Source organism: Pseudomonas sp. ICMP 10191, assembly GCF_001467335.1.
Classification (GTDB): Bacteria; Pseudomonadota; Gammaproteobacteria; order Pseudomonadales; family Pseudomonadaceae; genus Aquipseudomonas; species Aquipseudomonas cerasi.
Map to the genome: position 1 here is coordinate 195,750 of NZ_LKGW01000013.1, position 7,933 is coordinate 203,682.

A 7,933-nucleotide genomic window follows, 5' to 3' on the forward strand; every position below is an offset into this window, starting at 1 on the left:
GCAGCCAAGTTACCAATCCCTACGCAGAAAATATTTCAGGATGTTAGCGCGTCAACGTCTAACGAGCGAATAGCGAATCGAGCCGGGTGATGCTGTTCAGCTGCGGTTCAGTCGTGATTCAGCTTAGTAACACCTATCGGCAGCGCACGCAAAAACTGTCGTAAATGCACGCATTACGTTACAGATGTGATGATAGGGTTTCAAAGGGCTTTGGAAATAGTCTTTTTTGTCAGACAGTTAGCCGTTGCCCGCACTGCTTTTTTGCCGGAAACAAAAAAGGCCACTCTTTCGAGTAGCCTTTGTTGATGTTTGGTTGCGGGAGCCGGATTTGAACCGACGACCTTCGGGTTATGAGCCCGACGAGCTACCAGACTGCTCCATCCCGCGTCTGTGTGGCGGCATTCTACAGCCGAACGCCGACGTGTCAACCCTTAATCCGGAAAGCCTGCAAATGAGTAGCAGATTGTGCAGATTTTGCACGATTGGGTTCGGATGCGCAGTTTTCAGGGCTGCGCGCTTGCGTGGGGCATTATCAGGAAAGCGTAAGGCCTTTGGTCAGGATTTGACGCAGGTCGCCGGGAGCGATCTATATCTGCGCGAGGCATGGTCCATGTCCAGGCCTTGGAAGGGTGCTTTTCAGGCGCGCACAAAAAAGGCCACTCTTTCGAGTAGCCTTTCTTGATGTTTGGTTGCGGGAGCCGGATTTGAACCGACGACCTTCGGGTTATGAGCCCGACGAGCTACCAGACTGCTCCATCCCGCGTCTGTGTGGCGGCATTCTACAGAGAGATGGCGAGGTGTCAATGGTTAGTTTTAAAAAAGTGCTTTTTCTTCAAATGCTTAGCGGATCCAAATGATCGGTCTGCACGGCATCGGCGCTTGCATGACGGGGCTTTGCGGCTTTTTCGGTCATGCGTGATGGGCTTTTGACTACTTTTCATGGCGGCCTTTCGCATCATTGGATGTTACTTGGCGGTACGAATGAGATACTGCGCGGCCATTGATTGCAAAATCCCATCAGGTCATGACGCAGCGCAAAATCATCCACATCGACTGTGACTGCTTTTATGCAGCCATTGAAATGCGTGACGAGCCCGACCTCGCTGGCAAGCCGCTGGCGGTAGGCGGCTCTGCGGAGCGGCGCGGGGTGATTGCGACCTGTAATTACGAGGCGCGCGCCTATGGGGTGCGTTCGGCCATGTCGTCCCGGCATGCGCTCAAACTCTGCCCGGACCTGACCATCGTCAAGCCGCGCATGGATGCTTATAAAGAAGCATCGCGGGAAATCCACACGATCTTTCGCGATTACACCGACCTTATAGAGCCGTTGTCTCTGGATGAGGCCTTTCTGGATGTGTCCGAGGCCGGGCATTTTTCCGGCAGTGCCACACGCATCGCGCAGGACATCCGTCGCAGGGTCTCGAATCAGTTGCACATCACCGTGTCGGCGGGCGTTGCGCCCAACAAGTTTCTCGCCAAGATCGCCAGCGACTGGAAAAAGCCCAACGGGTTGTTCGTCATCACACCGGATCAGGTCGAGGATTTCGTTGCTTCCTTGCCGGTCACCAAGCTTCACGGCGTCGGAAAAGTCACCGCAGACAAGCTCGGCCGGCTGGGTATCGTCGACTGCGCCGACCTGCGAAGCCGCAGCAAGCTCGCGCTGGTCCGGGAATTCGGCAGCTTTGGCGAGCGCCTCTGGAGTCTGGCGCACGGGATCGATGACCGCCCCGTGCAGAATGACAGCCGACGTCAGTCAGTCAGCGTTGAAAATACCTACGACACGGATCTGCCCGATCTGGCGGCCTGCCTGGAAAAGCTGCCGGACCTGCTGGAAACGTTGAGTGGCCGCATGGCCAGAATGGAAGGGCAGTACCGGCCCGGCAAGCCGTTCGTCAAAGTGAAGTTTCACGACTTTACGCAGACGACTCTGGAGCAGTCCGGAGCCGGCAGGGATCTGGGCAGCTATGAACAGTTGCTGGCTCAGGCGTTCGCCCGTGGTGGCAAGCCGGTCCGCTTGCTGGGCATAGGCGTACGTTTGCACGATCTGCGTGCAGCCCATGAGCAACTGGAATTGTTCTCTCGATAATGACTGGCCGCGGTTATACGCCGCGGCCTTTCATGTTACGGGCTCTTGCTACTGACTCTGGGCAGGAACGGCGACCAGACGGCCAGCGTCTCTGGCGAGAGACTTGAGAAACTCGCCCTGCAACTGCGGATCGTTGCGCGTCAGTTCGATCAGGCTCTGTTCCAGCTCGCTGGCTTCTTCTTCCAGCCCCATGTCAGAAAGACGTTTGACGCGATGCACCCATTGGCTGACCTCGTCATCTTCCAGGTCGTCGTAGATCAGGGCGTGCGCCTCCAGCAACTTGCCGCGTAGCGAATGGCTGATTGGCAAACTGGCGTTCGCGTGCGCGCTGTCCTGATCGTCTTCGACATTGATATAGATGCGCGTGATGCGGCTCAGGTCCTGTTCCGCAAACGGGCTGTCCAGCAGGTTCAGGCGCAGGATGCCGTTGCGGTCAGTGCTCATTTCGTGAGTTTCATTGCCAGCCTTGACCATCACCGGGCGTTCATTCCAGGGCAGGGTGGAGTTCTCGATCCGCTTGTCCTTCTGAACCTCGTCGATGCTCGCCAGATTCTGCTCGGCGCGACCGTGGGACGGGGCATTCATGAACGGGTTCAGACCTGCCACGCCATAGTGAATCCAGTCCTTGGTCATGCTTTCCGGCAAATTGCCCAGCGCAAACACGTTGACCACGTTGGCCCCGACACCTGCGACAACCGCTATCGCGCCGAGCGGGATCTCGTAGACCTCCCGCCACGGTTGGTAAGGCGTGTAGCGGTCATAGTGTCGAGTGACTTCAAAGTCGGTGACCTCGAACGATTTGTGCTCGTGAATCCGCACGCGGCGTTGCGGCAACTCCAGTGTCTTGGGTTCGCCGATATCGACTTGCAGGGTATGTTCGAGCAGTTTGCGTTCAACTCGCTCCTCGTGCTCGCTGCGCTGAGAGAGCTGGTTGGCACAGCCGCCGACGAGAAATGAGCCGCACAGAACGGCGCTGCCGAGGCTTAGGGTGCTTCGTTTGAGCATGGGATCTCTGATGCGGATTGGGCGAGTGAAGAGCGGCGCACCTGCTAACAGGTGCGCCTTTTGACTCAGCGGTTCACTTTGCCCTGGATGAACGACAGCACGTCCGCGACTGCAATGGCTTGCGGTTGCGATTCGGTACGGCTCTTGTATTCCAGATTGCCTTCGGCCAGGCCTCGGTCGCTCACCACGATGCGGTGCGGGATACCGATCAGTTCCATGTCGGCGAACTTGATGCCTGGGCTGGTCTTCTTGTCGCGGTCGTCGAGCAATACTTCAAAACCGGCAGCCGTCAGGTCGGCGTACAGTTTGTCCGTCGCTTCACGAACGGCGTCTGTCTCGTAGCGCAGCGGAACCAGCGCAATCTGGAACGGTGCGAGGGTGTCGTTCCAGATGATGCCGTTTTCGTCGCTGTTCTGTTCGATGGCAGCCGCCACCACCCGGGAAACACCGATGCCGTAGCAACCCATCGCCAGATTGACCGGCTTGCCGTTCTCACCCAGCACCTGGCACTTCATCGCTTCGCTGTACTTGGTGCCCAGCTGAAAGATGTGACCCACTTCGATGCCGCGCTTGATTTCCAGCGTGCCTTTGCCATCCGGGCTTGGATCGCCCGCAACCACGTTACGCAGGTCGGCGACGGTCGGCACCGGCAGATCGCGCTCCCAGTTGACGCCGAAGTAGTGCTTGTCGTCGATGTTGGCACCCACGCTGAAGTCGCTCATCAGCTCGACAGAGCGGTCGATGATGCACGGCAGTGGCAGGTTCAATGGGCCCAGCGAGCCCGCGCCTGCGCCGATGGCGTCGCGCAGTTCGGCTTCGGACGCCATGACCAGCGGGCTGGCGACCTGTTCCAGCTGGCTGGCCTTGATTTCATTGAGCTCGTGATCGCCGCGGATGATCAGGGCGATCAGCTTGCCTTCTTCGGCCGCATGGACCACCAGAGTCTTGACGGTTTTCTCGATGGGCAGACCGAAACCCTCGACCAGTTGGGCGATGGTTTTGGCGTTTGGAGTGTCGATCAGACGCAATTCTTCAGTAGCGGCCGGACGAGTCTTTTCGCGAGGCACCGCTTCGGCTTTTTCGATGTTGGCTGCGTAATCGGAGCCATCGCTGAACACGATATCGTCTTCGCCGGATTCGGCCAGTACGTGGAATTCGTGCGAGCCTGCGCCACCAATCGAGCCGTTATCCGCTTCGACCGGGCGGAATTTGAGGCCTAGGCGGGTGAAGATGTTGCTGTATGCCAGGTGCATGCGATCGTAGGTGACCTGCAGCGATTCGTGATCGGCGTGGAACGAGTAAGCGTCTTTCATGACGAACTCGCGTCCACGCATCAGGCCGAAGCGTGGGCGGATCTCGTCACGGAATTTGGTCTGGATCTGGTACAGATTGATTGGCAGCTGTTTATAGCTGTTGAGCTCATTGCGTGCCAGATCGGTGATGACTTCTTCGTGGGTCGGGCCCAGGCAGAACTCGCGATTGTGGCGGTCGACCAGACGCATCAGCTCCGGGCCGTATTGTTCCCAGCGACCGGATTCCTGCCAGAGTTCTGCAGGCTGAATGCCGGGCATCAGAATTTCAAGTGCGCCAGCGGCGTCCATTTCTTCACGAACAATGGCTTCGACCTTGCGCAGCACGCGCAGGCCCATAGGCAGCCAGGTGTAAAGACCGGATGCCAATTTACGAATCATGCCAGCGCGCAGCATCAGCTGATGGCTGACCACGACCGCATCGGAAGGGGTTTCTTTCTGTGTGGCGAGCAAAAATTGACTGGTGCGCATGGTTGGCCGTTGTCGGTTGCTGAGACAGGAAATGACCTGGCATTGTACGGCGGTGTGCCGGTCGCGTACAGGGCGGGGCTGGCTTGCAGGTGGCGTCAGAGCGCTTTGATGGGGGCATGAAAAAGCCCGGCATGTGCCGGGCTTCTTCTATTAACGAGTGCTGAGCGGTGATTACAGGATCGAGATCGGGTAATCGACAATCAGGCGGAACTCGTTGACGTCGCCTTCGCCCTGGTCGGCGTTGGCGCGGTGCCATGCTTGACGCATACGGAAGGACAGGTCTTTGGCTGGGCCAGTCTGTACGACGTATTTGGCTTCAAGGTTGGTTTCGTGGTGCTCGCCGTCTGCACCGTACAGGCCAGCATAAGCGCTGCCGGTAGGTGTTTTGGTGCCGTCGATGTCAGTACCCTTGATGTAGCGGGTCATGAAGCTCAGGCCTGGAACGCCGTAAGGAGTCATGTTCAGGTCATAGCGGACCTGCCAGGATTTTTCACCCGGGCCGTTGAAGTCGGAGTACTGGATCGAGTTGTTCAGGAAGATCGAGTCGCCACCGCGGTTGTTGTCACCGATACCGATGTAGTCGAACGGGGTGTCACCGTTGATCTTCTGGAACGCCAGGGTCACGGTATGGGCAGCAAGGAACGAGTAGGCTGCGGAACCGGAGAACGCGGTGTTGCTGATCGAGCCGGCTTTGGCGCTGCCTTCGTCAACGGTGCGATAGATGTTCGCATCGAATGCCAAAGACTGATCATTGCCCAGAGGCAAGGCGTAGTTCACGTTACCGTAGTATTGATCCCAGACGTCTTCCAGCTTGGCGGCATAGAATGCAACACCCAGGCTGTCGGTAATCGCGTATTTGCCGCCAGCGAAATCAGCACTGTTGGCTTGGACGCCAGCATAAGTTGCCCAGATGCTGCCATTATGACTGGTATCGTCTTGGCTGGTGCCTGAATAGAAGTGACCTGCTTCAAGATCAAGACCTGCAATCTCGCTACTTTGCAGACTCAGACCGCTAGCTGTCTGAGGTAGCAGACGCGAGCCGCCAACTCCAAACACTGGACTTGTAGGCTGCATGTCACCAATTTTCAACTCGGTCTTCGAGATGCGGAACTTGACTGCGCCGCCAGCTTTGGACTGGGTATCTTCGTTGTTACCGGCAGCGTCCGTGATCAGGTTGCCGGAACCCGAGTATTTGTCCGGGCCCCACAGCTTGACGCCAGCGTAGGCGAAAGCCTCGACACCGACACCGATAGTGCCTTGGGTGTAGCCGGTGCTGAGGTTGGCCAGGATACCCTGGGTCCAGTCGCGATCGTCATCAGCGCCAGCTTTCTTGTCACGGTTGTAATAGTAATTGCGCAACTTCAGGTCAAGCGTGCTGCCTTCCACAAAGCCCTTGGCATCAGCCTGATCGCTGACGAAAGGTGCGGCTGTTGCCATTTGGGCGCTGGCTGCTGTAACGGCCAGTGCGATTGCGCTCCACTTCATCACTCTCATCGTGATTGCTCCTTTGGTTTTTAGAAGATTTGTCTGCCGTCCCACCTGTTTTTTTATCTGGGCGGCTCTTTCTATTTTTGTCGGCGGAATCTATATCACGCTGACTTGGGTTGCTATAGCTACAGCCTTATCCTTTCAGAATCTTTACGACGCGCAGCCGAGCTAGCCTGTAGTGGCATTCTGCACATTGTCGGATCGATCAAAGTGCGGTCCGTCACGGCGTCCCTCAGGGTCGCAAGCCTTGTTTCCCTTGATGCTGTCACCCCTGTTTTCCGCCAGGGGTGTCGTGATCATATGGGTGATAAAGCAACAAGCGTGCACAAAGTTTCCGAAAATGAAAAAATTTTGTGAAAAATCAGAATCAAGATCGCTTTTTTGCTCCATCTAGCTGTTTTAAATGACTATTTTTATTTTTTGAAAATACCGCTGGCTTTTCTCCGCCAAGGCTGGCTTCTGCCCCTCTCGCCCAAAAACGTTACCGGTATAGGCTTACATTGAGTAGAAAACGAATCCACCGTGTTGCTGACGCAACAGCAGTGTGTGATTTTGGTGCATTCCCCATCGGGTTCGCCTGAACCTGGAGCGTTGCTATGGGTGGCGGTCATGGTGAGGCAATGGATGTTTCATTTTCATGTACGCGAGGCAGGCAATTGTAAGGCGGTGGTTCAAGGTGAGGCTGTTTTCAACGGGGTCCGCCGTCAGTCAGTGGCGTCAAATCGGTGCGGCGACCGTTGCAGTGGATGCATTCTGGTGCGCAGGTGAAGCCTTACGCGAAGCCTAGTATCCTGACTGCCTATCGCAGCACCCTGTTACCGACAGGGCAGGTGCATTCACCTGGCAATCAGGAGCTTTTTATCGTGTTCGTTCTGGATTCCCGTCTTCAACAAGACACCTTGCCGATTGGCGACTTTCCGCTATGCCGGTTACTGCTCTCCAACGACAGCCACTACCCCTGGTTCATTCTGGTGCCGCGCCGCGCAGACATCACCGAAGTCTTTCAGCTGAGTGCAGCAGACCAGATGCAGTTGTGGCAGGAGACGAGTGCGCTGGCCAAGGTGCTGAACGAGCTCTTCGATGCGGATAAAATCAATGTTGCCGCCTTGGGCAACGTAGTGAGCCAGCTGCATATGCACGTCATCGTGCGCAAACGTGACGATGCTGCCTGGCCTGCGCCCGTGTGGGGCAAGCATGCTGCCATCGCTTATACCGACGAACAGCTCTCGGCAATCCGTCGGCAGTTGAAGCCGGTACTGACAAATGATTTCCGATTTGAGGAGGAGTAATCATGAGCCTTGAAGAGCGAGTCATGGAGCTTGAAAGCCGTATGGCCTTTCAGGACGATACGATCCAGGCACTCAATGACGTGCTGGTAAAGCAGCGGCGCGAATTGGATCATCTGCAACTGCAGATGGCGGCGATGCTTAAGCGTCAGGAGGAAATGGGCAGCCAGTTCGAGACCTTCGAGGAAGATGCCCCGCCACCTCACTATTGATCGGCTGGCATAAAAAAACCGCGACTTCCGCCAGGAGGTCGCGGTTTTTTATTGCTTGAAACAATTAGCGGCGGG

General features: G+C 56.6%; 6 protein-coding genes and 2 tRNA genes. 3 read left to right on the forward strand and 5 right to left on the reverse strand.

The window, feature by feature from the left end:
* Nucleotides 1-310: 310 nt before the first annotated feature.
* Both AO388_RS03160 and AO388_RS03165 read right to left on the reverse strand, forming a co-directional pair.
* A tRNA-Met gene (locus AO388_RS03160) sits at nt 311-387 on the reverse strand.
* A 299-nt stretch (nt 388-686) separates the two neighbouring features.
* Nucleotides 687-763: transfer RNA gene (locus tag AO388_RS03165), tRNA-Met, on the reverse strand.
* A gap of 261 nt (nt 764-1,024) precedes the next feature.
* Between AO388_RS03165 and dinB the strand changes: the two genes are divergently transcribed.
* Nucleotides 1,025-2,086, forward strand: coding sequence for a DNA polymerase IV (gene dinB, locus AO388_RS03170; RefSeq protein WP_003364753.1), 1,062 nt, complete (start codon nt 1,025-1,027; stop codon nt 2,084-2,086).
* Nucleotides 2,087-2,134: 48 nt separating this feature from the next.
* On the opposite strand, the gene AO388_RS03175 is transcribed toward dinB, so the two are convergent.
* From AO388_RS03175 to AO388_RS03185, 3 genes are all read right to left on the reverse strand, one after another.
* Nucleotides 2,135-3,091, reverse strand: coding sequence for a hypothetical protein (locus AO388_RS03175; RefSeq protein WP_003433321.1), 957 nt, complete (start codon nt 3,089-3,091; stop codon nt 2,135-2,137).
* A gap of 65 nt (nt 3,092-3,156) precedes the next feature.
* Nucleotides 3,157-4,872 carry a proline--tRNA ligase gene (locus tag AO388_RS03180; protein WP_003364749.1) on the reverse strand — a complete coding sequence of 572 codons (1,716 nt, stop codon included), beginning with the start codon at nt 4,870-4,872 and terminating at the stop codon, nt 3,157-3,159.
* A gap of 171 nt (nt 4,873-5,043) precedes the next feature.
* Nucleotides 5,044-6,366 carry an OprD family porin gene (locus tag AO388_RS03185; protein ID WP_058416030.1) on the reverse strand — a complete coding sequence of 441 codons (1,323 nt, stop codon included), beginning with the start codon at nt 6,364-6,366 and terminating at the stop codon, nt 5,044-5,046.
* A gap of 857 nt (nt 6,367-7,223) precedes the next feature.
* Here AO388_RS03185 and AO388_RS03190 point away from each other — a divergent pair.
* Together AO388_RS03190 and AO388_RS03195 are read left to right on the forward strand one after the other, a co-directional pair.
* A complete protein-coding gene (locus AO388_RS03190; protein WP_003433318.1) occupies nt 7,224-7,649 on the forward strand; it encodes an HIT family protein in 426 nt (141 codons plus the stop codon).
* A 2-nt stretch (nt 7,650-7,651) separates the two neighbouring features.
* The gene (locus AO388_RS03195; protein WP_003364741.1) at nt 7,652-7,858 is read left to right on the forward strand and encodes a SlyX family protein; all 207 of its coding nucleotides are present in this window, start codon (nt 7,652-7,654) and stop codon (nt 7,856-7,858) included.
* Nucleotides 7,859-7,933: the final 75 nt, after the last annotated feature.